Below are 24,214 nucleotides of genomic sequence, written 5' to 3'. Positions count from 1 at the left end.
ACAACTAAATAACTATTAACTAAACAACTAAAACATTGAAGGAATTATTCGACATAGCAATTTCCATAGTCAACTTACCTTTGACTGTCCTTTTTGGTCTATTGATCCTCTACTGGATTTTAACCACTCTTTCGGGGTTAGACTTAGACTTTTTTGATGCTGATATAGACATCGATGTAGATGCAGATGCGGATTTTGATCTAGATACGGATACAGATTTTGATGCAAGAGCAAATTTAGATGTTCAGGATATCTCTAACACTGAGGTAAAAAAAGAAGATGTTATTCGCAGAAGGGGAAAGTTAAATTTCTTTCAGGTATTTCTAATTTATTTCAACTTTGTTGGTCTTCCATTTATGTTCACTTTTACATTTTTTGTGTTGTTTTGGTGGGCTATAACGATGACTGGGACATCCATCACTCATAGTTATGACAATGATTTTGGGTTTATCTTTTTCTTTGGAGGAATCATTCCTGCATTGATAATCACCAAAATAATAACAACTCCGTTTAAACAATTTTTCACCAATTTCAATAATAAAGGAGAACGTAAGTTAGAGTTGCTAGGGAGACAAGGTGTTTTACAAAGTCCCATTTCTGGCGAAAGAATTTCGACTATAGAAATCAAGATTCAATCAGATCCTATTAAAGTTATGGTAAAATCTAAAGATGGCATTGAAATAGCTGCTAATACACCTGTAGAAATCATAAATCAAGTAAAAAACAAACAACTATATATCGTTAAACCATTAAACTACTAAAAAATCATGAGTAATGTAGCATCAATAGCCATCGTCGTGTTGGTATCAATAGTACTTCTAATAGTACTCTATTTCATAATAATTGCGATTTTCTATAAGAAGATTCCTCAAGGAGAGGCTATAGTCAGAACTGGATTTGGGGGAACTGCAGTAGCGTTTGATAAAGGTTTGTATGTAATTCCGGTGCTACACAAAGTTGAAATCATGGATATTTCTATCAAAAAAATTGAAATAGAAAGAACGGGGTTAAGTGGACTAATTTGTAAGGATAATATTAGGGCTGATATTAAAGTTGCTTTCTTTGTAAAGGTAAACAAGTCTGTAGAAGATATTATCAATGTAGCTCAGACAATCGGTTGTAATCGAGCCTCAGAAATAGACACACTACGTAGTTTATTCGATGCAAAATTCTCTGAAGCATTGAAAACGGTTGGTAAAAAATTCGAATTTGTAGAATTGTATGAGGCCAGACGTGAATTTAGGGATGAGATTGTAAATATCATCGGTACCGATCTTAACGGATATATTTTGGATGATTGTGCAATTGACGATTTAGAACAAACATCTCTTAGCGTAATGAAAGCAGATAACATTCTGGATGCAGAAGGGATTAAAAAGATCACCGAATTAACCGCTGCACAGAATGTAAAATCTAATCTCATCAAACGTGATGAGGAGAAAGTGATCCGCAAACAAGACGTAGAAGCTCGAGAAGCAATTCTAGAATTAGATAAACAATTAGCAGAAAAAGAGGAGCAACAAAAACGTGAGATATCGAATATCAAAGCCCGCGAAGAAGCAGAAATACTCAAAGTATCTGAAGAAGAACGATTAAAATCTGAAACAGCTCGTATCTCTACAGAGGAAAAGGTAAAAGTTGCTGAAGAAAATATGCAACGTCAGATTATTGTTGCTGAAAAAAACAAACAACGTACTGATGCAGTAGAGACAGAAAGAGTAGAAAAAGACAGAATGTTGGAGGCTACAGAACGTGAACGCATCGTGACTTTGGCTCAAATAGAAAAAGAGAAAGTAGTAGAGGTTGAAAAGAAGAACATCCAGGATGTGATTCGTGATCGTGTGATGTTAGAAAAAGGCGTAGTAGAAGAGCAGGAAAACATGAAAGATATCCAAGCTTTTAAAACTGCAGATCGAGATAAGCAGGTAAAAATTACTATAGCTGAAGCAAATGCAGAGGAGTCATTAATTTCGACCATTAAAGCTGCCGAAGCACAAAAAGAAGCTGCCAAGCAAAAAGCACAAGAAATCAATATCGAGGCACAAGCACAGAAAGAAGCTAGTGAAAAGGAAGCAGAAGCTCGTAAAACACTTGCCGAAGCAACTGCCAAAGAAGAAGCTACTCTCGGTTTATCTGAAGCACAGGTAATGCATGCTAAAGCAGATGCTAATGAGCGTCAAGGATTGGTAGAAGCAAATATTATTGAGAAAAAAGCAAAGGCAGAAGCTGCCGGTATTCTTGCCAAAGCAGATGCTATCAAAGAAGAAGGTTTAGCAGAAGCAGTAGTAATCAAAGAAAAAGCACTTGCAGATGCCGCCGGAATCGAAGAGAAAGCAGAAGCAATGAAGAAATTAGATGGTGTTGGTAAAGAACATGAAGAATTCAAGCTTCGTCTAGATAAAGAATTACAAGTAGACTTGGCTGAGATCAATATCCAGAAAGAGATTGCGGATGCACAGGCAGATGTTATTGGTGAAGCATTAAAAGCTGCTAATATTGACATTGTAGGTGGAGAAACCATGTTCTTTGATCAAATTATTGGTCAGATTACCAAAGCTAAAGGATTTGATAGACTTGTAAAACACTCTGATAACATTCAGGATGTAAAAGATGCTATTCTGGGTAGTGATGATGTAAAAGGAAATCTTTTAGAAAAAGTAAAAGAATTTGCTACAAAGTACGGTATCTCTTCTGAGGATATCAAAAACCTAACTATTGCAAACATTTTGATGGATCTAAAACAGAAATCCACTAATGAAGAAGAAAACACCTTGTTTAGCAACCTATTTAACCTGGCAAAAGGTTTGGGATTATCTGATAAGAAATTGAAATAACAATCAAAAGAAAGCTCTCCTCCTTGTCAAGGAGGAGAATGAATTCTGCTAAGCGGAAGAAAGAGGAGGTTAGGAGCCTACAAAACTTTATGAATAGTATCATAAATACATTTTTAGACCCGTAAAAGTCAATCCCTGAAAGTCTTGAGCTCTCTTTGGGGTAGCGAATGATTGACTAGTTGGGATTTGTTTAACTTTTTAAAATACGGTTTAATTATGAGTATAGCAGCTATGATTACTTCGATTAAATTTAATGATCGAAGGAATAAAAGAGAAGCATTTAGTGCTATTAGCGGAACTACAGATACCAAAAGTCAAGGTGTCCAAATAGAACCAGTTTCTGAAGAAACATTACAAGAGATCAGAGACAAACTAAAGAAACAACGATTAACTCTTTTTAAAAAGCGATTATTTGTTGCTGGATTTTTAATAGTTCTGATTACATCCGTCATAATATATATAGTATAATGATGGGTGGATATGGCCATAACCTAAGTAATCTACTCAAAAATAGTAGAAGAAAAGAACGAAAAGCATATGATGGATGGAAAGAAAGCGACTCAGAAAGTAAAGGTATCAAAACAGTACCCGTTTCTGAAGAAGTACTCGTTGAAATTAGACAGAAAATAAAACAACAACAGCTTCACACGAGAATACGAAATATTTTAATCGTTGTAATAACCATGTTATTAATAGGTATTCTTGTGGGGGCTATGGTGTTACATTTTCAGAATGATCCGGGAGTTAGCTTTGGCCCTTATAGATAATAAAAAAGAAATAATTATGAACAGAAAATTTTTAAGACTAATAGGGATTTTATTTATCGCAGTAGGTGTTTTAGCATTTAACAACTATTATAAAAAAGAGGGATTAATAAAAAATGGAGTTGCTATATCTGCGGTTATAGAAAAAATTTCTGCAAATAAATTTGACAATGAATTCTCTCCTACTGTAGAGAATATACATGTCAAATACGTGTATACCGTGGATTCTGAAACGTATACAAAAACTCAAGAAATTTCAAGACATGAGCACGATCTATATTTTTCTAAAACGGGTAAAACAGGTGATTCCATAAAAATTATTTATGATGCGGAAAAACCCACGAATTCCAAAATACAAAAGATGGACAATAAAGGAAGTTTTTCGACAATCTCTAACTGATATCTAAACTAAAAATTTACAGAAATAAGGTATATGACAACAGATATTCATTACTCAGAGAAACAAAAGTTTAGGCAATCTTGGTTATGGGCTTTAATACTCATTTCTGGAATTGTAGCCATCTTATATTTTGTTAATTATAAAGAGATAAAGACAGCCGCACTCGTAACTATAACCTGCTCTTTTGCGGTAGTGATTTTAATTTTTGCTTTGATGAAGTTAGAAACAGAAATTAAAAATGACGGAATCTATATCCGGTTTTTTCCATTTCATTTTAAATTTAAAAGATATCAATGGAGTACTATTAAACGGCTATATATTAGAAAATATGATCCGATTTATGAATATGGAGGATGGGGAATTAGAATCAATATTATAGGAAAAGGGGTAGCATTTAATATTTCTGGAAATAAAGGGTTGCAATTGGAATTCAACAACAATAAGAAATTATTAATAGGGACCAATAAGCCAAAAGAACTTTCTGAAGCTTTGAAAAAAATTGGCAAACTTTAACCAGCTCTAACTAAAACCTAGAGGAACAACTATGGAAGAAACCAACACTAACAACAATATAAACTTGGACGGCGGAACCTATGAGATCATCCAGAATCGTTTACTAAAACAAAAGGGTAAACTCCAAAACCGTCTTACTCAATTAAATGATGCACGAAAAGAAGTTTTTGGAAGTGTAGAAACCAAACTCATTGCTAATAATCGAATCAATACAAAGAATAACTGCATCGCCAGGGATATTGTTACTATCAGTGATATTTGTCTTTTTGGTTATAATGTCCATTTTGGACTACGGACAGCGATAAAACTAGATGATGTATTTAGTATCTACACGTATGCTGATGATCACTTTATAAATAAAAAATTAGACCTCATCAATGATCCCATGTTCATTGATGACTTTACCAATCTTTATAAATATTACAGAAATACTATCTTTTCTAAATTTGCCATTGTTGGAAACTATCTGCATATGGTTTTTCAGTTAAGCGAAAGTGTTTCGGATATTAAAACCTTTAAATGGTTGATCAATGAAGGTACACTTACCTATGTGGATAATCGCAGCGAACACGAATTTAAATTTCCAAAACAGTATGAGTTTGAGTGGATGGAGGTTACACGTGATATGCATCGTTACGGAACACATCCACATATCTCAATATTGGACAAAGTTTTTGTAGAAACAGTTGGTGGTGATCTTACTATAAAAATTGAAGATAATACTGACGATGGAAAAGGAATATATGATGAAGCGGTAGAACAAGTAGATCAAACTTTGGATGATGGCCAATATAGATATGCAGATCTTGGCAATCTCATTGCTTTAGAGATTAAACCTTTTCAGGAGTCCCCACGATATTTTGTATACAATCACAAGGTACAAGAAGTAAAAAAAATAGCGTGTATTAAAGATGCTTGTGTGCTCTTACCAGATGATCAAGGAATCATATACCCTAATGGATACTATTTACAATCTGGAGAAGTAAAACTATTCACTAATGAGGTTTCTGATGTTCAGTTTCAGGAAAAAATTAGTTCTCCAAATGGAGAGGACTTCTTATATGTTTTTTATGAAAGCGAAAAAGGCTTATATACGCTGATGTCCTATAATGTCATTGAACAAGAAGTGAAAATTCCTATAGTTTGCAATGGCTTCACTATTTTGGAAGGTGGAGAATTATGTTATTTCAAGACTGAAAACGAACAAACAAAACATCATGTCATACAAATATGGCAAACACCTTTCTTAAAAGGAAATGAGATTCCCTCAAAACATACGGACACTTTATTATACAAAATCGGGAATAAAGATATTGTAAAAGCGATGGCCGAATGTCACGCGCTTATCACATTACTGAATAAAGAAGATAACTATGATGGCCTTTATGATGATCTGGCTAAATCTTCTAATGATATTATTGACAGTTATTACTGGATTCGCGAAGAAGATACATGTCGACTGGATATTCCTTTAGGAGAAATCAGCAATGCTGCCAATGCTGCTATTGATGAGTTTGAAAAAGTAGTACAATTAAGAAGAACTGCTGCTAATGTAACCAAAGAAACTAAAGAAACTGCTGAAAATATATTCAACAAGATAAAAAGCAGTTCCTTTCGATCCATAGATGATTTTGTACAAGTATTGTCTCACTTAAGAACCTTACGTGGTGAAGTTATTGGCCTAAATGATATACGATATATTGACACACAATTTATCACCGATCTCGAAGCTGAAATTGCCGAACAAACCGACAAAATTTCACAACGTTGTGTGCAATTCCTACTGGAAGACAAAGCACTACTCCCCTATCACACCCGAGTAGAAGAAAAACAGCAAGCGCTAGAGACTATAAAAAAAGTAATAGAAGCAAAGAAGCTCGAAGAAGAGGTGAATCAGATCGCAAAAGATCTGGAAATGTTGATTGATATTGTATCAAATCTGCAAATTGAAGACACCTCACATTCCACTAAAATCATTGATAACATATCGTTGATTTTTGCTACTATTAATCAGCTTAAAGCTGGTATTAAAAATAAAATAAAATTATTAGGTACTACGGAAGCCAACGCAGAATTTGCTGCCCAGCTAAAGCTGGTAGATCAGAGTATCATCAACTATCTTGATATTGCCAATACTCCAGAAAAAACAGATGAACTTTTAAACAAAGTGTCTGTACAACTGGAGGATTTAGAAGGTCGATTTGCCGATTTCGAAGAGTTTATTACTCAGATTATCGAAAAACGAGAGGAAGTGTATAACGCCTTCGAAGCACGAAAAAACAGTTTAATCGAAGCGCGAAATAAAAAGGCTGTTGCGCTAGAAAATGCAGCAAACCGAATTTTAAAAGGTGTTACTAAAAAAGCACTAAGTTTTGATTCTGTAGCCGATATCAATGGGTATTTTGCCTCTGATCTAATGATCAACAAGCTTAGGGATATCATTGCGAGTTTAACGGACTTGGATGATGCCGGTAAAGCCGAAACTATCGAAACAGCGTTAAAAGTAGCCAAAGAAGATGCATCCCGAAAATTAAAAGACAAGCAAGATCTGTATGAAGACGGTGAGAATATCATACGACTAGGAAAGCATAAATTTGGTGTAAACAAACAACCATTAGACCTTACCATCGTTTACAAAGACAAAACGTTACAATATCACCTTACAGGAACCGATTTCTATCAAGAAATTAACAACGAGATCCTATTACAATCTAAAAAATATTGGGATCAGGAATTGATTTCTGAAAACTCTGAAGTATATCGTGCTGCGTATTTAGCATACAAAATATTTACTACAAATAAAGATGGGCTATTAAATCTGGAAGAAAAAGAACTGCTAGAACTTATAAAATCGGAAAGCAGTAAAAACTACGCAGAAGGATATGTAAAAGGAGTCCATGATGTAGATGCTTCCAAGATTCTAAAAGTTTTAGTCAACAAAGATCATGATTTGGCGTTATTGCGGTACGATGCGTTATCAAGATCGTATGCACAATACTTTTGGAATAGTCTCGATACCGATAAAAAAACATATTGGAATGACATGATAAAAGCTTCAGGAGAAGTTTTAGAAACATTTACCAATAGTACAGAGTATCAGACCGTACTTTCTGATTTAGAGAAAGAGATTTCGAATTCTGAAATTATCAGAGCGTTATCAGAAGAAAAAGGTTATCCTGAACAAAATCAAAAGGCTCAATCCGGCCATAATTTTTCTGATGTACTACTAAGTCTGTTGAATCGAATTGCCAATTATCTTTTTACTGAACTGCAAACAGATGATATATTTTGTATTAGTCAAACCGCTAATGAGCTACACGATTTATTTCTGACGGAGTTAGAGAAGAAAAAAGTAGTAACGAAGTTCAAGAAATCTATAGAATCTATAGACGTAAAAAATCAGAAGGATTCCATACGTTTAGCATTGCAATGGGTAACTGCTTTTCTAAAAACGCATCATCCTGAGCAGATTAACTATGTGCACGAAATTGTTTGTATTTTGTTATATAAAAGAGAAGCTGTTTCAGAAGTAATTCATGTAATTCCTTCACAAACTATTGAAGGGTTAAAAGGAAGCCACCCTTCTATTAAAGAAGGAAATTTTGAATTTAATTATCATCGCTTTATTGCAAAATTATTAGATTTCTCCACTATTGAAGTTCCTGCTTTCGAAAGATATCGAGAGGCAAAACACTCCGTAACTGAAACTTTAAAGTCAACTCTTAAACTTGAGGAATTTAAACCAAGAGTTTTGTCGTCTTTTGTACGTAACAAATTGATTGACCAAGTGTATTTACCTTTATTTGGAGACAATCTTGCGAAGCAGTTAGGAAGTGTTGGCAAGAACAAGCGCACCGACAGAATGGGCATGCTATTATTAATTTCGCCTCCTGGTTATGGTAAGACTACCCTAATGGAATATATGGCAAATCGCTTAGGATTGGTATTTATGAAAATCAACGGTCCCGCGATAGGTCACGAAGTTACTTCTGTAGATCCCATGGCAGCTAACAATTCTGCTGCAAGAGAAGAACTCAAAAAACTAAACCTTGCATTCGAAATGGGTAATAACGTAATGTTGTATCTAGACGATATTCAGCATTGTAATCCTGAGTTTTTGCAAAAATTTATTTCATTGGCAGATGGCACTCGTAAGATTGAAGGAGTTTACAATGGAAATTCAAAAACCTATGATTTACGCAGTAAAAAGTTCTGTGTGATTATGGCAGGAAATCCATATACCGAAAGCGGAGATAAATTCCAGATTCCTGACATGTTAGCCAATAGGGCTGACATTTACAACCTGGGAGATATCATTGGCGATACAGCAGATTTATTTAGGTTAAGTTTGATCGAAAATGCATTAATTTCTAATCCTGTGTTGCATCAGTTGAGCAGTAAGTATTTTGAAGATATTTATGGATTGATTGAAATGGTAGAGAGTGGCACTCAAGAAGGTATAGAATTGAAAGGAAATCACACGAAGCAAGAGGTGCAGGATTATCTAGCGGTATTAGAAAAAGTAGTTACTATTCGTGATACGGTAATGCAGGTAAATGCTACTTATATACAATCTGCAGCGATGGAAGATTCCTATCGTACCGAACCTTCTTTTAAATTACAAGGGTCTTATCGTGATATGAGCAAATTAGTAGCCAAAGTCGTTCCTATTATGAACGAAAAAGAATTGCAAACCTTACTCTTATCCCATTATGAAAATGAATCACAAACATTAACAAGCGCGGCCGAAGCCAATCTTCTGAAGTATAAAGAATTGACAAATACTATTTCAAATGAAGATGTTATCCGATGGGAAACGATTAAAGAAACTTTTGTAAAAAATAACAAATTAAAAGGTTTTGGTGATAAAAATGAAATGGCTCAGGTATTAGCACAAATGATGCAATTTAGCGAACATTTATCTGGAATTCAGGAAGTACTAAAAAAGGGATTGAAAAAGTAATACTATGGTAAAATCAAAAACATTAGTCACCCTTTTAATTTTGTGTATATGTTCTTTTTCTTTAGGCAATTGTTCTAGAAAGAATCAAAATACGCTATTAGTTCAAAAGTATTACGACCACCTAAACCATAGTAATTTTTTAGAATTATCAGAACTTATTGGTGATAGTATAACCATCAATGAAGGAGATTATAATATGAATTACTCTCGAAACGACTATTATACATTCTTCCAATGGGATTCGGTATTCTCTCCCACATATGAACTATTAGAGATTAAACAAGTTGATAAAAAAATAGCAGTTAAAGTTTCTAAAACTTGTACTAGAATTAAATTTCTAAATCAAAAATCTATGACCTCAAAAGAAGTATTTGAAATAAAGAATCAAAAAATTTCTAAAATAAAAAATGTAGAAATGGACTCTGATTTTAAGCTTTGGAATGCTACAAAAAATGAGATAGTAACTTGGATCAAAAAAAATCACCCAGAGTTAGATGGTTTTATGTATGATCAAACTAAGGCGGGCGCTCAAAATTATGTGAAAGCCATGGATTTGTATAAGAAATTTAATAATTGATAAGAGTTTAGAAATAAAAACGAAATAGTACAAGTATTAATATGAAAAATTTCATCATATTTAGGATCCCAGCCTACGTTGGGATGACAAACTAAACCTCAAACAATCATAAAACTTGTCATTCTGGCGTAGGCCGCAATCCATAACACATAATTCAGTATACATTCTTTCTAACAAGACAAATGGAACTCTTTATATTGGGATGACAAATAATTTAGAAAAAAGAGTTTTTGAACACAAAAACAAATTGATCGAAGGGTCTCCGAAAAATATGGTTTGAATATTTTGGGTTATTTTGAAGTGTATCAGTACATAAATGATGTAATTTTAAGAGAGAAAAAACTAAAAAAATGGAACCAGTAATTGAAAATAAACGTAATAGAGAAAGAAAATGCTGATTGGAGCGATCTAGCAATGGATTGGTATCATTAGCACAGATCGTGGGTTCCGACCTACGCCAAAATGACATGCACTATATGAACTGATTGTATCCAAATCATTAGAAATAACCTGTTCACCAAACACTTGCAGAATATAAAAACGGCTGAAATTACTAGTAATTTCAGCCGTTTCACAAAAATAGTTAGATAGTTAGTTCCTACTATTGTTTTATAAACTTTAGCGTGTTTTGGCTTTTCCCATCCCTGATAACCATAAAATAAACTCCGGAAGGAATTCTAGATATATCAATAGCATTATTTTCAGATTCCGGAATAGTTATAGAAGACATTACCTTTCTTCCAGTTGTATCATAAATAGAAACTTCTGCTGTAGTCAATCCTTGTATGTTGATAAAACTTTGTGCCGGGTTTGGATACAGTCTAAGCTTTTGTTTATTAACATCTTCTACAGAAAGTGAACAATCAGTCAGTACCTCATCCGGACCGCTACCATTTGGTTTTGTATAGGATTGAGAAAGTACAAACTTATCGATTTCCACTCCATCTTCTCGCATGGAGAATGAAATAGTATGTATACCTGCAGTTGGAACATCTAAGTATATTTTTTGAGCTTCACCGCAATGATTTGCATCCGTTCTCTGTTTACTTTCCCATGTCCATTGATTTTTCCCTGCACACCATTGCATCCGTTGTCCTGAAGCTGGCCATGTACCATCTATTCCTACGTGTATTCCGTTATCTTCTGACCCTGTAGAATATAACCGAACCCATACAAAATACCGTCCTGGTGTTGTAAATTTTACTTTATAATCCAAAACCCCTAAAACACCAGGAGTGTTAGAGAAACTTTCGCCATTCACCAAGGGATCATCGTGCGTTACTCTAGTATCTGGCAAAATCTCTAAATACCCATCACCGCTAGCATCAGTATGGTGACTAGGATCTGGATCCGGAGTAGGTGTCGATACAGTTCCATCTTGAAAATACCATTCTCTCTTATCAGTTTTTGATTGGCTTTCGAAATGCTCTGCTTCAACAGCTACAATTCCGTTTTCTTCCAAAGCAACACAACCTTCATTATCATCGCCATCATTACAATCAACAAGTTCCAAAAGTAATCTTGGTGGCACACTACCTTCTTTGGAATGGAAAGAAACATCATCTGATCCAGAATGCTTTACTATTAATGAAATTGTTTCTCCTTGAGTTACTCCAGACAACGCCCATTCATAAGATTGCCCTCTGTTAAAGGCTCCACTAATAGATCCAACTTTATTTCCATCTGATGGTTTATTAGCCTCAGATAAGTTTCCTTCTGTCCAATTATTTGAGCTCCCTTTGTAAATATCAATAGTTCCCTCACCTGGATCATCATTTACGGTTAGCTTCAATACAATAGCACTAACTTCTTCTTGAGTAGAAGGAACTTCAAATTGCAAATATGACACTCTATTTCCTTCTTCCACTCGCAATTCTTCTGAATTAAACAGTGTTGTTCCCTGAAGGTATGCATCCTCAGTAGCAGCACTTTCTAAAGCATCACAACTAGGTTCTCCATCGGTTTCTCCTGTAATCAAAGCCACCCAATCATTACTATTCGGAGCAACCAATGAATTGGTAATAGCTTGTGGAGACGATAAAGCACCACCTGATCTTGGATTAAACCATTGCACTTGCCAAGTTCCTGAGGGTAAATTAATGTCTGTTGTTCCTCCATTAGGTCGGAAAACTACATACACCTTGTCGGTTTCTGCAAACACATAGTCATTATTATCGGATGTTACCTCATCCGAAGATTTCATATTAGGTAAATATTCTTGAAGATGATCATTTAAAAAATTCAGCGCATGAGCGACTTGTGTATATTTTGTATCACGAGACCTATGATTTTCTGCACTTAGATCGGTTTCCCCGGTTTCATATCCATAATAATATTCTACACCCATTCCACCGGCCATAAAAGTAGGCCATAAAACTTCTTCTCGAACTTCATTAATATCATTTGGATCGCTGTGAATACCAATAGAAGCATTTCCAGGTTCATCACATGCTACAACCCATTTCTTACCAGCATTTCTGGATTTATCTACCCATTCCTTCACAGGACCGTGAATATTAAAATTATTAGTTTGGATGGATGGTCCCGTAAGTTCAGAATTATCACCCAACAATGGGGTATATCGCTCCGATCTCTGATTTGGATATGTATGTAATACAATATGGTGATCATATGGGTCTACATTTTTTATGTATGACGCAATGTCTTTGACAACATCATCAGGGATAGTAGACTCTTCTGTGATGTTCCAGTTTAATGCTAAATGATGACCAAATCTGGCAATAAGTTCGCGATAATACAATTTTCGTTGTCTGCCATTAGAATTATCGTCCATTATATTATCATTCTCTGTCTCCATGGTTTTAAAATGCATAAACATTCCTTTCTTATCTCCATATTCAAAGATTTTTTCCCATTGAGCTAATTTTGAAACATCAAAACGATCCTTATGAACTCCTTGATTCCATTGTTGCTCATCATTGTATCCATTATACGTACTGACGCCTACTTTTAATTTATGAGGAAATACATTTTCATCATCTCCATGAAGGCTTAGTGTTAAAAAAGAAAACGCATTCAATCCTTTATTAAATAAATAGTTAATGGCTCCAAGCAATTCTGATCCTTTTCCACCATTCCAGGTATAAGAAGATGCATCAGATGCTACATAATCCTGTTGATGAGGAGACCAAGATTTTCTGCGGCTACCCCTATTTGGTGTAGCGTCAAAATCTTCATAGGCTAATGCATTCTCTGGCGAATCTGCTCCTCCTTTTACAAACCAATCTCCATTAGGATTTTCTGGATCTGTCCCAGAATATCTAAGATAATGCTCTCCTACATATTGTAACCTGCCTTTTTCTTTGGCACGATGATCTCGTCCTGTTTTATCAGATTCCACGATGCTAAAAGAACCAGTATCTCCATCCATAAATCCAGCAGAAACCCCTCCTGTCTTAATTGCTATATCCTCTCCTGCTTTAAAAGACGCTGTCCAGTTCCAAGCACCTGTTTTACCAGGTGCAAAATGTACTTTCCATATAGCCCCGGAGTCGCAACTGGATTCTTCAGGGTCTTCGCAACCCGCATAATATCCAGGTATAGTATAAGAAGTTACACCATTGGTAAATGTTACATCTAAGCGATAATCAGAAAACGGATTTGGATTTGCCGACTCAGAAGTATTTGGACCAGTAAAAGAAAGCGTAACCTTGTGCCATCTTTTTAATTCGCCTTGAGGATCTTGAGCATTGACTGTAAACATGGTAAGAGCAAACAGTGCAATAAGTTTAAGTTGAGTTGAAATCATAATAGTGTGGTTAATTTTTTTGAGTGTTATATCCTGACTTATTTGTAATAGCCTCTAAATGAATACTACATATACAATAACACATGTAAAAATAATCTACAACTTACCAATTAGTGTTAAAAAACTTAACTGAATAGTATTCGTAGGTTTTCATAAAGTATCCGTGTTAATCTTATGAGAATTTGATTCTTAATTTATTTATTAGGAGAGTTATCATTCTTATTACACTCACGAATAAAAATGTAATTTGCTTAAAACTTCATATTTACATATATTTACATAATTACTTATATAAATACTTATGCAAGATAAATTACAGGAATTTGGTGAATTGGGTTTAGGGTCTCGATTAAAACGGTTAAGTGATTTTATGATGAAAGAAATTCAATTGGTGTATGATGCTGCCAATATTGATTTTGACCCCTATCTCTTTCCTGTTTTTAAGATCATTATTGATCAGCAGCTTGCAACTACTACAGATATCCAAGAGGCTTTGCAATACACACAACCAGCAATTACACAAGCACTAAAAAAGCTAATTGACAAAAAACTAGTTGTTTATAAAATAGATCGTACTGACAAACGCAAAAAAATATTTAGGCTATCCACAAAAGGAGAAAAACTTCGCCAGCAAATACAGCCTTTATGGAAAGTAATCGATGAACAGGTAAAATGGATAACCGAAGGAAGCACCACAAGTTTAATACGGCATATCGACCACGTAGAAAACCAACTAAAACAAAAATCATTACATCAACGAATATTAGAAACCTACAATCAATAAGCTATGGAAACAAAAAAAAATATTGCAATCATACCTTTTGATCCAAAATATGCTAAAGATTTTACTGACCTTAATGTGGAGTGGCTAGAAAAACACTTTGTGGTAGAGCCACACGATGTAGAACTTCTGGAACGATGTGAAGAAACGATCATTAATAATGGAGGTTATATTTTCTTTGCCTTATCCGGAAATAAAATCGCTGGCACCTTTTCACTTATTAAAGTAAAAAATGGGGTATATGAATTAGGTAAAATGGCAGTATCACCAGAGTTTCAAGGACAAAAAATAGGGCAACAACTTATGCTTTTCTGTCTTGATTTTGCAAAACAGGAACACTGGAAAAAACTTATTTTATACTCCAACACGATACTACAGAATGCTATCTATATATACAGAAAATTTGGTTTTGTGGAAATTGAATTGGAAAAAAATTCCCCTTATCTGAGGAGCAATATTAAGATGGAGTTATTGTTATAAAAAATAAAAGCCCGCCATACAAACACACATGCAAGGCGGACTTTTTCATTAAATAAACGTCTTTATTTAATTGTTAGATTTTATAGCTACGGTATAATTTTTACCATAATTATTATCCCAATATTCATTACCATTAGCTCTATATACTACTGCATATTCTAACTGGTCTTCTGAGGCATCTAACCCCACATATCCTTGCCATCTCTCAATATTATAACTATTTGGACTTTCTATACTAAAAAGTGGTCCGTTCATCCAAGTTGATCTAAAGAATAATGGTAAGTAGCCTTGCGTTTGCCATCCATCCGAAGAATATATTACTCCTACTTCTTTTACCGGCGCCAAATTTCTAACATCTACCGTTACACTTAACCTATTCTTATTATCATAAGGAGAATAGTTCAGTGATACAAAATCTGTATCCACACTTACATTTAGATCAGGTTTGGCAAACAAATAACCTTCGTGCTGTTCTATTCTATAGTTAGCTCCAGCATTATTATCCCAGTACGTGTTTCCATTAACAACATATTTAATAACAAACTCATCATCATACTCCTGTGTTATACTATAGCCAGCTTGACTGTACCCACCAGTCCATAACTCTGTTTGACTATCAATAGTAGTGTGGTATGACAAAGCAATTTCATCCCAACTACCGTCTCTCTTTTCATGATAAATCGACACATTCTTATCATATGCCAGATTCACTACTTCTACTGTAAATTTATGATTATATACTGTGTATCCACGGTAATATCCTAATGATTTCCACGCCTTTACCAATTTTATGGGAGAAGCATTCTTTGCTACAATTTCAATATTATGGATGTTATCAACATCCTGATTTTCTATAAAATCGTCTTCAGTGCTACACGATAGCACTAGTATACTTATCAATAAATAAAAATATTTTTTCATTGTTATTAGTGATTTGTGATTGTTTAATGATTAGTAAATGACACTATTCAAAGTGTAGTTGTTTCCGTAATTGTTATCCCAATATTCTTGTCCGTTCACCTTATATACTACAGCAAAATCTATGGACTGTATCTCATCAGGTACTCGTATAGTAGCAGTATAAACATCTACATCAAATTGATTAGGACTCATTACATAATGTGCATATCCCACTCTGAAATATCTCTGATATGATAATAGTACCGTGTTTTTTGTAGCCCAACCATCAGTTGTATATACTACTTCTACAGTAGCCACAGTACCATAATTACGTCTGGCATTTACATTGATGGCAAAAGATGAGCCACCGGTAGACCTTGTAAAACTTTTGTTAACTTCCAGATTTATTTCTGGTGCTAAGTAACCCCCAATATTTACCAGCATGCTATAATTCTTACCTTGATTATTATCCCAATATGTTTCTCCATTCACTGTATATTTAACTACAAAATCTGTACTATAGACTTCGCTGTCAGGAGTAACTTCTCCAACCCAAATCTCCTCATCATTCCCAATGGATTGTTCATATGCAAGGGGAATATCAATCCAATTACCATCATTCATTAGATGATGAATAGCTACTTCTTTTTGATATGCTAAATTTTTGACCTTTACTTTAAACTTCCTTTGATAATTTATATGTACAGGACTGCTTCTATTAGCCGTCCAAGCACTCAATAATTTCACATTTTCAGAACCTATTTTTGTAGATAGTTCGATGGATTTCATTTCAGAATCCAGTTCTTCAATATCCGAAGTACATGAATAGAGCGACAGAATCACACTTAATACTATATAAATTTTTCTCATGATTGTGGTTTGTTTAAGATGTTAGTTGCAAAAGTTGCTTTTCGAAAAGTTTAGTTCTTTGTTTTTATAGCTATTATGAAGTACGCAAAGAAAATGGCAGGCAGTTATTTTGAAGCTTTTATTTAACATTTATTTTAACAAAAAACGTTTTCGAAATATGTAAGTTTTAACATTTTTTTATGCTTTCTTTTTTGGGATTACAAAGTGTCATATTATTCTTATTTTTAATAAGAAAACCTTGATACTCCTCGAAAATATTTCGTGTGATTTTTCGAAAATATTTAGTGCTAATAATCAGTAAATAAGACCTGTACGAAAAAAAAGCTGTTTTTATAGTTGAAATTTAAATATCCTTCCAAAAATCCAATTCGACCATCTAAATAACTCAAAAAAACAGTAGTGCCTCTTATTGGAAAGAGAGTTGGAGATCAATGTTTTTAAATCTGTTATATTAGAAATCAATTCTAAAAACCACCGTTATTCCCCTTTTTATCACAGGGGTGTTTACCCCTTTTGTCATATCAACCACATTTACAAAGACCTCTGAAAACCATTGTGGATCAATACTTTATTTTATTTAATCTACAATTGTAGCAGCGTTAAATTTTTTTAAACTATTTAAAATGGTATTTTTAATTCTTAGAACTTAACGAAAATTAAGTTTTTTAACTAACAATCATTTTGGTGCGTACCAAAATCACACAAATACTTAATAAACCATATCAAAAATGAAACGACAAACTAACCGCATTAAACCGTATGTAATTATCGCATTAACATGTATCCTGATGGCTTCTTGCAATGAAGCCGGACCAACGACAGATTCTGCAGCATTAGCAGAATGCAAAAAGAAAATTGAAGCATACGAAAAGGAAATCGCAGCTTTAAAAGAACAATTAGGAGATGTTGTTGAAGATAAACGCAGCCGACCTGAAAACATTATCCAATCCAGCTTTGCCAAAGAAATATATCATTTATACAACGAAAGAGAAGAACTGATCAATGAAGTTGTGGGACAAGATGGAGACGGAGATGCTTTTAAAGCAACCCGATCATTATTTTATGATATTAATGATTTACAACACTACATCCAATACGTAAAAAAACAATCGCGTAAAGCCAAAGTAAGACCATCAGGGTTTAGATTTTACTTTGCCCTGTATCCAGATAATTATATTCGCGATAGAGAAAATAAGAAATACGCAAAACGACAAACACTTTTTATCGCACCTACTAAAGCGGTAAAAGATTCTAATGGAAATATAGAACAATTAGGCTATACATTAGACAACAAGTTCAATGTAGAATTATTAAGAGAAAAGATTGGTACTGGAAGTAGAATTGGTAAAGACGGAAAAGTGTATCAAAAGGCAGGGGTTTTTAATCTCAACCTTAATACTTTTGAAGAAGAAAATAGTCTAATTGCTAATGAACTTGCTGGTTCACCTCCAATGGGAAAAGATGAATAATCAGTAATGAATTTAAGTAACGACTTTTTATATTTACTTATTGGAATTGGTATTGGGGTAGAATTATTAGCTGCAATAGCAGCCACTGTGTTCTATCCCAAATATAAAAATTCGTCTATTCTGAGATATTTTTTGTTTTTTTTATGGTATGTAGCAATTAACGAATTGATTGGGTTATCTATTAGGTTAGATGATCGCATAAACGCGAGTATATATAATATTTACCATGTGATCAATTTTACTTTTTTCTTTTTCCTTTATCGGCACTACCTAAACAATATTAAAAATAAAAAATTAGTACTTACACTTTATATCATTTATATTATTTCATTCATAATTAATGGGTTTTATGAGAATTATTTAATTCAGCATCAAAGATTCCCATATATAATAGCCTCATTTTTCATTGTAATTACTGTTATATTATATTTTTTCGAAGTTTTGAATTCTGAGAAAGTTCTACACGCAAAAAAAAACCTACTCATTTGGATAAGCTTTGGGCTGTTAATTTATTTTGTTGGTAATTTACCTTTCGGAATCTTAAGAAATTATTATGAAGAGCTAACGGATGCCACGGTCTCTTTTCTCGTGAAGTTTACAGTTACTGTGGTAATGAATACTTGTTTTATTATTGGATTTATATGCAGCGACAAGAAACAGCAATATTAATAGCTACCGTAGTACTGATCATACTGGTAGTACTGATCATCACTCTTTTTTGGGTATTCCAAAAAAGAAAAAACAGTCTTTTATTACAACAAAAAGAAGCGGAGAAAAAATTTGAACGTGCGATTGCAGAAACACAGATAGAGATACGAGAAGAAACTTTACGTAATATCAGCTGGGAGCTACACGACAATATTGGTCAGTTACTGACATTGGCAAAAATACAGGTGGATGTGGCAAAAGAAGATCCAGAAAGGCTTTCAGAAGTGACAGAAACCATTACAAAGAGTCTTACGGAACTTAGAGCATTGTCTAAACTTATCAATCCGGACGCCATCAAAAGCCTGAGCCTTACAGAAGCCATTGGCTTAGAAGTCGAACGATTTAATCGTTTACAATTTATAGATGCCACTTTAAGTAGTAATACCGAGGTAAGAACGTTAGATGATAAAGCAGAAATCATCATTTTTAGAATATTACAGGAGTTTTTTAGTAATACCATTAAACACTCTAAAGCGTCGAAATTGAATGTTAATGTACGCTATGACACTGAAAAATTAGTAATTAATGCCAAAGACGATGGTGTTGGCTTTGAAATGAAAGACCTTACCTCCAGACAACATATAGGTATTGGATTATGCAATATGCAAAATAGAGGAAAATTAATAAATGCAGTAGTTAGTATCGATTCTGCTAAAGGGAAAGGCACAGCAATGACATTGACATATCATTATAAAAAAATAATTACAGAAGAGGAAGTTGAGTGATTTAGTATTGAAATACTATAAAGTCTGGTTTTTATCTTAGGCTATTAAAAATAATATAACAAAAACATCCATCCTTTTCCAACGCTACGACTCGCCCATCGCTGTCGCGTTATCGTTTCAAAGGAAGGTAGCAAAAAAGTGTCCTCACCGTGGTGAAGAGATTTAGAGGGATCTAAAGTCATATATAATTAAAAAGTAAGCTTTTTATAGAAGCTTTGTTCACACAAAATACATACTCATGAAATATTCAGTAGTCATTGTAGAAGATCATATCCTTTTATCGCAAGCATTAGCGGGATTGGTAAATGGGTTTTCTAAATTCAAAATATTATACCTGTGCAAAAACGGAAGGGAATTGCTCACACGATTGAAAGACCCCAAAAACATCCCTGATATTGTATTAATGGATATCAACATGCCTATAATGAATGGTATTGAAACTACCATCGCACTAAAAGAGGAGTATCCGCAGGTAAATGTTTTAGCGCTTTCTGTAGAAGAAGATGAAAAAACCATCCTCAAAATGCTTAGAGCTGGAGCCAAAGGGTATTTACTAAAAGATACTGAAAAGAGTATTCTGGAAAATGCCTTGGTAGAAGTTCAAGAGACTGGTTTCTATCATACCAAAGACGTCACTAATTTATTATTAGGATCCTTAAATCCTAAAAAAGAAAATAAAGTTTTATTGAAGGAGCGTGAGATGGAATTCATCAAACACGCTTGCACAGAAAAAACATACAAAGAAATAGCCAGTGATATGTGTCTGAGTCCTAAAACTATCGAAGGCTATAGAGATTCTATATTCGAAAAACTACATCTAAAAAACCGAACCGGACTGGTGATTTATGCCATTAAAAACAAAATTTTTATTCCTTAATATGTACCACTATTAGCGCATCTACGATTTTAAAATAATTTTTCTCTTCAGGGTAATAAATCAATTTTGGCGCGTTTATTGATCAGTTGCATAAAATAGTTTTGAAAATTTATTTTTTGGAGCACATTTTCAAACTATATCCATGAGATTCCGCACAGAGTACGGGATTCGCTCAACTATCTTTTTTTGATCCTCGTTTTTTAGCGAGTTTTGAAAAGAGTTTCACTAAACTAACCATCGATTACCTACAGAAATACGCTGTATTTTGTTTATTTTTGTGAGTATAAGAACATTGACATTTTTATGCTAAAGCAACAGTTAAATTTTAAACTTTCTCAAAAACTTTCTCCCCAGCAAATTCAGTTGATGAAGCTAATTCAGCTTCCTACACAAGCTTTTGAACAGCGTTTAAAACAGGAGATGGAGGAAAATCCTGCGTTGGATAGCGGTAAAGAAAAAACTGATGAGTTTGAGGACACCTTTAGCAATGAAAATTCTGCAGAGGATGATTATGGTACCGAAACCATAGAAACCGACATCAATGTAGACGAATATCTTAGTGATGATGAAATACCAAGTTATCGCTTAAGTTCCAATAATTATAGTGCTGATGACGAAGAGAAAAATGTGCCATACGCTTCTGGAACATCGTTTCATCAACATCTGATAAATCAATTAAACACGTATCGATTTGATCAAGAGGAGCGAGAAATTGCAGAATTTCTGGTAGGGAGTATTGACGAAAGTGGTTATATCAGAAGAACGGTAGCGGATATTTTGGATGATCTTGCTTTTACTCAAAACGTATATACTACCGAAGAAAAGATTGAAAACATCTTAAAAACTGTACACCAGCTGGATCCTGCGGGAGTTGGAGCCAGAAACCTTCAGGAATGTTTATTAATTCAATTGGATAGAAAAGAAACTACATTGCCGATTAAACTGGCATCTCAGATTTTAGAAAAATCTTTTGATCATTTTAGCAAAAAGCATTATCAGAAGCTTTTAGCAAAATTTGACATAACAGAAGATTTATTAAAAGAGGCAATTGAAGAAATTGAGCATCTTAATCCTAAACCTGGTGGTGCTTATGCGGGAAACAATAAACTTGTAGAACATGTAGTTCCGGATTTTACCATTAGGATTGTGGATGGAGAACTAGAACTCTCGCTAAATGGACGTAATGCTCCAGAATTACACGTGTCAAGAGAATACAATAATATGCTTCAGGGCTATAAAGCCAGTAAAGAAAAGTCTAAATCACAGAAAGATGCTGTGATGTTTATTAAACAAAAACTCGACGCAGCCAAATGGTTTATTGAAGCTGTTAAACAAAGACAACAAACACTTTTTTTAACGATGAGTGCAATAATGCATTATCAAAAAAGTTATTTCTTAAGTGGAGACGAGCGTAATTTAAAGCCTATGATCTTAAAAGACATAGCCGACGAGATCGATATGGATGTCAGTACAGTTTCGAGAGTAGCTAATAGTAAATATGTAGATACTCCTTACGGAACGAAACTGATCAAAGAGTTTTTCTCAGAATCTATGACCAATGATCAGGGAGAAGAAGTGTCCACACGAGAGATTAAAAAAATATTGGAAATTACCATAGGAGAAGAGGATAAGAAAAAACCTCTAACTGACGAAAAGTTAGCTAAAATCCTAAAAGAAAAAGGATATCCTATCGCCAGAAGAACTGTAGCTAAGTACAGGGAACAATTAGATATTCCGGTTGCTAGGTTACGAAAAAAGATTTAATGAACTTTTTACTTAAGAGTATTTCATATATTTTTCATCCTTTATTGATGCCCATTGCAGGCTCAATAATTTATTTTGTAACAGCCCCCAGGTTTATTCCTGAAAATATTATTCTGGCTAAAATTTTTGGCTTAGTCGTCGTTACCATTCTTATTCCGATTGTGCTATACTTTTTTCTTAGAACTACAGGGCTTATCACCTCTATTCATTTAGAAGATGTAAAACAGCGTAAAATCCCCTTACTATTTCAATCTTTATTACTGCTCGTAGTAATTAAAATGATTGTAGACGCCTATAACTATCCCGAGTTGTACTTTTTCTTCCTGGGAGCATTATTATCCTCACTAAGTGCTATTTTTATTGTGTTTTTTGGTATCAAGGCAAGTCTTCATATGATGGGATCGGGAGCCGTTACCATGTTTACAATTGCGTTAAGTATACATTTTGAAATAAATCTTATTTTACTAATAGCTGCAATGATAGTCGCCAATGGCCTTGTTGCCTCATCCAGACTACACTACAAAGCGCATACTAATCTGGAACTGATTCTGGGATTTTTAGTAGGTGTTATCCCTCAACTTACCTTAGTTAATTTCTGGTTATAGAATATAGAACATTAATCCAATTTTAGCCACATTAAGACCTACTTCTTCATTACCAATAACGGCATTATTATCAAATAGAGAGTTTAGACTGTAATAGAAGTGAAAGTTAAATGTGTTCCATCCAAAGGTAAATGTCGCTCCAAACCGCCAACGATTCAATTCATCAATTTTTGTTTGACCTACCTGATTCCCAGTCTGTTCAAAATTAGAATTGAAATAATACAAATACCCCATTCTTAATCCCGTATAAATCCTCCAAAACTTATGCGTATCTGGAACCGAAGTTCTCCATCTAAATTCTAAAGGAGCTTCCACCAAGTGTGTTGTAAATCTATTTCTATCAAAATCAACACCCTCCAAACTACTAAAAATACTCTGTCCCGTATTCTCGTCTTCACCAATAAATAAATCTTGCCCATACGTATTAATAGAATAGCCTAAACCTAATCCAATGGCCACATTCCGTCTTTTATTTATGGGCATATCTCTTGTATATCCCAAATGAAATCCTCCAGAAAATCCAGACTGGTCAATATCTGAAGGAGTATTCCAAAGCAGGTTAAATGTAAAACCCACATAGAATTGATCTTCCCTGTATCTCGAGTCCAGTTCCTTCTCTTTTTTTAAATTAAGGCTATCTGTCACCGCTTCCTGCCCAAAAACAATACAGGCAATGAAAGAGAGGCTTAAAAACATGAGCAAATGTCTTTTTTTGCTAAGATTTTTTGATATCGGTTCCATAGAGAGCACTAAAATAAATTTATTTCTTTAGAAAATACAGGTGCTTTGCAAAAAACAACAAGAATTAAGTATCCAGCAAAAGATCACGGGATACTACTGAACCTAAAAAAATAAATTATTGTAAGCTATCGACTGCTTTACCTGTTTTTGTAGAATAATGTATTCTAAGCATATTTACCATTCTTAATTCCTTTTTAACATCACCAACGAGTCCCATTTTGGTATCTTTATCCACTTTTAACGCTGTGGTCATAAAAGGTCTTAGCTCTTCTGGGTTAGCTTCTATCTCTTCAAGAACGAATAGTTTAATCTCGTTAATCTTTGCAAACTTATTATTAAGTTGAATACTAGCTTCAGTTCCTACATTTTTATATCTGGAACTAGGCTTACCTGCATAAATGTGTATAACCATACTTTTTTTATCCAACTTTTCGACCTGATCCGCATACGGAAGCTTATTTTTAACCATTAATG

General features: G+C 34.1%; 21 protein-coding genes. 16 read left to right on the top strand and 5 right to left on the bottom strand.

Translation table 11 applies throughout. From position 1 onward, the window contains the following. The first annotated feature begins 35 nt into the window (after positions 1 to 35). The 9 genes from ACWGOQ_RS01875 (at position 36) to ACWGOQ_RS01835 (ending at position 10,331) form a co-directional block, all read left to right on the top strand. Positions 36 to 761, top strand: a complete 726-nt coding sequence (locus tag ACWGOQ_RS01875; RefSeq protein WP_452056855.1) for a hypothetical protein — start codon at positions 36 to 38, stop codon at positions 759 to 761. A gap of 6 nt (positions 762 to 767) precedes the next feature. Further along, entirely contained in the window at positions 768 to 2,834 is a 2,067-nt protein-coding gene (locus ACWGOQ_RS01870) for a flotillin family protein (protein ID WP_452056854.1), read from the top strand. 216 nt (positions 2,835 to 3,050) lie between these two features. Further along, positions 3,051 to 3,302 carry a hypothetical protein gene (locus ACWGOQ_RS01865; RefSeq protein WP_452056853.1) on the top strand — a complete coding sequence of 84 codons (252 nt, stop codon included), beginning with the start codon at positions 3,051 to 3,053 and terminating at the stop codon, positions 3,300 to 3,302. Continuing rightward, on the top strand, positions 3,302 to 3,601 hold the full coding sequence (locus tag ACWGOQ_RS01860) for a hypothetical protein (protein WP_452056852.1): 300 nt from the start codon (positions 3,302 to 3,304) through the stop codon (positions 3,599 to 3,601). The genes ACWGOQ_RS01865 and ACWGOQ_RS01860 overlap by 1 nt, the downstream gene beginning before the upstream one ends. Before the next feature lie 16 nt (positions 3,602 to 3,617). After that, entirely contained in the window at positions 3,618 to 3,998 is a 381-nt protein-coding gene (locus ACWGOQ_RS01855; protein ID WP_452056851.1) for a P-loop NTPase family protein, read from the top strand. A gap of 33 nt (positions 3,999 to 4,031) precedes the next feature. After that, entirely contained in the window at positions 4,032 to 4,511 is a 480-nt protein-coding gene (locus ACWGOQ_RS01850; RefSeq protein ID WP_452056850.1) for a hypothetical protein, read from the top strand. A gap of 31 nt (positions 4,512 to 4,542) precedes the next feature. Then, on the top strand, positions 4,543 to 9,474 hold the full coding sequence (locus ACWGOQ_RS01845) for a DNA repair ATPase (RefSeq protein ID WP_452056849.1): 4,932 nt from the start codon (positions 4,543 to 4,545) through the stop codon (positions 9,472 to 9,474). A 4-nt stretch (positions 9,475 to 9,478) separates the two neighbouring features. Continuing rightward, positions 9,479 to 10,051, top strand: a complete 573-nt coding sequence (locus ACWGOQ_RS01840) for a hypothetical protein (protein WP_452056848.1) — start codon at positions 9,479 to 9,481, stop codon at positions 10,049 to 10,051. Between the two features lie 115 nt (positions 10,052 to 10,166). Further along, positions 10,167 to 10,331 (top strand): GIY-YIG nuclease family protein, encoded by a 165-nt coding sequence (locus ACWGOQ_RS01835; protein ID WP_452056847.1) that lies wholly within the window; start codon positions 10,167 to 10,169, stop codon positions 10,329 to 10,331. A 321-nt stretch (positions 10,332 to 10,652) separates the two neighbouring features. Here ACWGOQ_RS01835 and ACWGOQ_RS01830 read toward each other — a convergent pair whose 3' ends face one another. Then, positions 10,653 to 13,820 carry a DUF5060 domain-containing protein gene (locus ACWGOQ_RS01830; RefSeq protein ID WP_452056846.1) on the bottom strand — a complete coding sequence of 1,056 codons (3,168 nt, stop codon included), beginning with the start codon at positions 13,818 to 13,820 and terminating at the stop codon, positions 10,653 to 10,655. 301 nt (positions 13,821 to 14,121) lie between these two features. Between ACWGOQ_RS01830 and ACWGOQ_RS01825 the strand changes: the two genes are divergently transcribed. Next, positions 14,122 to 14,604 carry a MarR family winged helix-turn-helix transcriptional regulator gene (locus ACWGOQ_RS01825; RefSeq protein WP_452056845.1) on the top strand — a complete coding sequence of 161 codons (483 nt, stop codon included), beginning with the start codon at positions 14,122 to 14,124 and terminating at the stop codon, positions 14,602 to 14,604. 3 nt (positions 14,605 to 14,607) lie between these two features. Beyond that, entirely contained in the window at positions 14,608 to 15,081 is a 474-nt protein-coding gene (locus ACWGOQ_RS01820) for a GNAT family N-acetyltransferase (protein ID WP_452056844.1), read from the top strand. Between the two features lie 66 nt (positions 15,082 to 15,147). On the opposite strand, the gene ACWGOQ_RS01815 is transcribed toward ACWGOQ_RS01820, so the two are convergent. Together ACWGOQ_RS01815 and ACWGOQ_RS01810 are read right to left on the bottom strand one after the other, a co-directional pair. Beyond that, positions 15,148 to 16,002 carry a hypothetical protein gene (locus ACWGOQ_RS01815; RefSeq protein ID WP_452056843.1) on the bottom strand — a complete coding sequence of 285 codons (855 nt, stop codon included), beginning with the start codon at positions 16,000 to 16,002 and terminating at the stop codon, positions 15,148 to 15,150. Positions 16,003 to 16,032: 30 nt separating this feature from the next. Then, complete coding sequence (locus ACWGOQ_RS01810; RefSeq protein ID WP_452056842.1) at positions 16,033 to 16,851, bottom strand: hypothetical protein; 819 nt, start codon at positions 16,849 to 16,851, stop codon at positions 16,033 to 16,035. A 728-nt stretch (positions 16,852 to 17,579) separates the two neighbouring features. Here ACWGOQ_RS01810 and ACWGOQ_RS01805 point away from each other — a divergent pair. The 5 genes from ACWGOQ_RS01805 (at position 17,580) to ACWGOQ_RS01785 (ending at position 22,999) form a co-directional block, all read left to right on the top strand. Further along, a complete protein-coding gene (locus ACWGOQ_RS01805) occupies positions 17,580 to 18,320 on the top strand; it encodes a hypothetical protein (protein WP_452056841.1) in 741 nt (246 codons plus the stop codon). 641 nt (positions 18,321 to 18,961) lie between these two features. Next, positions 18,962 to 19,753: a sensor histidine kinase gene (locus ACWGOQ_RS01800; RefSeq protein ID WP_452056840.1), complete on the top strand. Its 792-nt coding sequence runs from the start codon at positions 18,962 to 18,964 to the stop codon at positions 19,751 to 19,753. Positions 19,754 to 19,991: 238 nt separating this feature from the next. Continuing rightward, the gene (locus ACWGOQ_RS01795) at positions 19,992 to 20,630 is read left to right on the top strand and encodes a response regulator transcription factor (protein ID WP_298541748.1); all 639 of its coding nucleotides are present in this window, start codon (positions 19,992 to 19,994) and stop codon (positions 20,628 to 20,630) included. A gap of 303 nt (positions 20,631 to 20,933) precedes the next feature. Further along, complete coding sequence (gene rpoN / locus ACWGOQ_RS01790; protein WP_452056839.1) at positions 20,934 to 22,394, top strand: RNA polymerase factor sigma-54; 1,461 nt, start codon at positions 20,934 to 20,936, stop codon at positions 22,392 to 22,394. Next, positions 22,394 to 22,999, top strand: a complete 606-nt coding sequence (locus ACWGOQ_RS01785; protein WP_452056838.1) for a hypothetical protein — start codon at positions 22,394 to 22,396, stop codon at positions 22,997 to 22,999. The genes rpoN and ACWGOQ_RS01785 overlap by 1 nt, the downstream gene beginning before the upstream one ends. Here the strand turns inward: ACWGOQ_RS01785 and ACWGOQ_RS01780 are convergent. Beyond that, a complete protein-coding gene (locus ACWGOQ_RS01780) occupies positions 22,994 to 23,695 on the bottom strand; it encodes a porin family protein (protein WP_452056837.1) in 702 nt (233 codons plus the stop codon). The two genes, ACWGOQ_RS01785 and ACWGOQ_RS01780, sit on opposite strands and share 6 nt — an antisense overlap. A 160-nt stretch (positions 23,696 to 23,855) precedes the next feature. Next, a complete protein-coding gene (locus ACWGOQ_RS01775; RefSeq protein WP_452056836.1) occupies positions 23,856 to 24,209 on the bottom strand; it encodes a biopolymer transporter ExbD in 354 nt (117 codons plus the stop codon). Positions 24,210 to 24,214: the final 5 nt, after the last annotated feature.

The organism is Aquimarina ulvae (genome assembly GCF_053613295.3).
The sequence above is the reverse complement of the archived record's forward strand: the minus strand, read 5'-3'. Positions and strand labels throughout refer to the sequence as shown.

Bases quoted from the DNA above. Each gene is read 5' to 3' on its own strand.
- ACWGOQ_RS01870 (WP_452056854.1), top strand. From the start codon at position 768: ATGAGTAATGTAGCATCAATAGCCATCGTCGTGTTGGTATCAATAGTA.
- ACWGOQ_RS01865 (WP_452056853.1), top strand. From the start codon at position 3,051: ATGAGTATAGCAGCTATGATTACTTCGATTAAATTTAATGATCGAAGG.
- ACWGOQ_RS01860 (WP_452056852.1), top strand. From the start codon at position 3,302: ATGATGGGTGGATATGGCCATAACCTAAGTAATCTACTCAAAAATAGT.
- ACWGOQ_RS01855 (WP_452056851.1), top strand. From the start codon at position 3,618: ATGAACAGAAAATTTTTAAGACTAATAGGGATTTTATTTATCGCAGTA.
- ACWGOQ_RS01850 (WP_452056850.1), top strand. From the start codon at position 4,032: ATGACAACAGATATTCATTACTCAGAGAAACAAAAGTTTAGGCAATCT.
- ACWGOQ_RS01845 (WP_452056849.1), top strand. From the start codon at position 4,543: ATGGAAGAAACCAACACTAACAACAATATAAACTTGGACGGCGGAACC.
- ACWGOQ_RS01840 (WP_452056848.1), top strand. From the start codon at position 9,479: ATGGTAAAATCAAAAACATTAGTCACCCTTTTAATTTTGTGTATATGT.
- ACWGOQ_RS01830 (WP_452056846.1), bottom strand. From the start codon at position 13,820: ATGATTTCAACTCAACTTAAACTTATTGCACTGTTTGCTCTTACCATG.
- ACWGOQ_RS01825 (WP_452056845.1), top strand. From the start codon at position 14,122: ATGCAAGATAAATTACAGGAATTTGGTGAATTGGGTTTAGGGTCTCGA.
- ACWGOQ_RS01820 (WP_452056844.1), top strand. From the start codon at position 14,608: ATGGAAACAAAAAAAAATATTGCAATCATACCTTTTGATCCAAAATAT.
- ACWGOQ_RS01815 (WP_452056843.1), bottom strand. From the start codon at position 16,002: ATGAAAAAATATTTTTATTTATTGATAAGTATACTAGTGCTATCGTGT.
- ACWGOQ_RS01810 (WP_452056842.1), bottom strand. From the start codon at position 16,851: ATGAGAAAAATTTATATAGTATTAAGTGTGATTCTGTCGCTCTATTCA.
- ACWGOQ_RS01805 (WP_452056841.1), top strand. From the start codon at position 17,580: ATGAAACGACAAACTAACCGCATTAAACCGTATGTAATTATCGCATTA.
- ACWGOQ_RS01800 (WP_452056840.1), top strand. From the start codon at position 18,962: ATGCAGCGACAAGAAACAGCAATATTAATAGCTACCGTAGTACTGATC.
- ACWGOQ_RS01795 (WP_298541748.1), top strand. From the start codon at position 19,992: ATGAAATATTCAGTAGTCATTGTAGAAGATCATATCCTTTTATCGCAA.
- rpoN (WP_452056839.1), top strand. From the start codon at position 20,934: ATGCTAAAGCAACAGTTAAATTTTAAACTTTCTCAAAAACTTTCTCCC.
- ACWGOQ_RS01785 (WP_452056838.1), top strand. From the start codon at position 22,394: ATGAACTTTTTACTTAAGAGTATTTCATATATTTTTCATCCTTTATTG.
- ACWGOQ_RS01780 (WP_452056837.1), bottom strand. From the start codon at position 23,695: ATGTTTTTAAGCCTCTCTTTCATTGCCTGTATTGTTTTTGGGCAGGAA.
- ACWGOQ_RS01775 (WP_452056836.1), bottom strand. From the start codon at position 24,209: ATGGTTAAAAATAAGCTTCCGTATGCGGATCAGGTCGAAAAGTTGGAT.